This is a genomic window from Salinimonas profundi (assembly GCF_014750655.1).
GTDB lineage: Bacteria > Pseudomonadota > Gammaproteobacteria > Enterobacterales > Alteromonadaceae > Alteromonas > Alteromonas profundi_A.
The window spans coordinates 1-1,311 of the sequence record NZ_JABBXD010000025.1; the positions used below are offsets into that span (position 1 = coordinate 1).

General features: G+C 49.1%; 1 protein-coding gene. It reads right to left on the reverse strand.

What is annotated here, in order from left to right; translation table 11 throughout:
* Positions 1 to 122: 122 nt before the first annotated feature.
* Entirely contained in the window at positions 123 to 1,307 is a 1,185-nt protein-coding gene (gene tuf, locus HHX48_RS18565; RefSeq protein WP_139755069.1) for an elongation factor Tu, read from the reverse strand.
* Between the last annotated feature and the right edge of the window lie 4 nt (positions 1,308 to 1,311).

Below are 1,311 nucleotides of genomic sequence, written 5' to 3' on the forward strand. Positions count from 1 at the left end.
CTTTTCGGGATGTTCAACATCGCTCCAGGCGATGTTGTCACGCCAATCCGTTCAGGTGGTCGGGTAAAAACAAAAAAGGCCGCTTGCGCGACCTTTTTCAAGTGACTGTGTGTCAGCTTAGATTATTCAAAAATCTTCGCTACAACACCAGCACCTACTGTACGACCACCTTCACGGATTGCGAAGCGCAGACCTTCGTCCATCGCGATTGGTGCAATCAGTTCTACTACGAACTTCAGGTTGTCGCCAGGCATAACCATTTCTACGCCTTCTGGCAGCTCTACAGCGCCCGTTACGTCAGTTGTACGGAAGTAGAACTGTGGACGGTAGCCTTTGAAGAATGGCGTGTGACGGCCACCTTCGTCTTTGCTCAGTACGTATACTTCTGCTTCGAACTTCGTGTGAGGAGTGATTGACCCTGGCTTCGCCAGAACCTGACCACGCTCAACTTCGTCACGCTTAGTACCACGCAGAAGAACACCAACGTTCTCACCTGCACGGCCTTCGTCAAGCAGCTTACGGAACATCTCAACACCGGTACAAGTCGTCTTCGTAGTATCTTTCATACCTACGATTTCGATTTCTTCACCAACTTTGATGATACCTTGCTCTACACGACCTGTTACTACTGTACCACGGCCTGAGATTGAGAATACGTCTTCGATTGGAAGAATGAACGGCTTATCGATTGCACGCTCTGGCTCTGGAATGTATGAATCCAGTGCTTCGCCCAGCTCGATAATTTTCTTTTCCCACTCTTCGTCGCCTTCCAGCGCTTTCAGTGCAGAACCTTTGATTACCGGCAGGTCATCACCTGGGAATTCGTATTCGTTCAGAAGTTCACGAACTTCCATCTCTACCAGCTCAAGCAGCTCTTCGTCATCTACCATGTCACATTTGTTCATGAACACGATGATGTGAGGAATACCTACCTGACGACCCAGAAGGATGTGCTCACGAGTTTGTGGCATAGGACCATCTGTCGCAGCTACTACAAGAATACCACCGTCCATCTGTGCGGCACCAGTGATCATGTTCTTAACGTAGTCAGCGTGTCCAGGACAGTCTACGTGCGCGTAGTGGCGAGTAGGCGTGTCATATTCAACGTGTGAAGTAGAGATGGTGATACCACGTGCTTTTTCTTCTGGCGCGTTATCGATCATATCGAATGCGCTTGCTGAACCACCGTAGGTCTTTGCAAGAACTGTAGTGATTGCTGCAGTCAGAGTGGTTTTACCGTGGTCAACGTGGCCGATTGTACCCACGTTTACGTGGGGTTTCGTACGTTCAAACTTTTCTTTTGCCATTTTC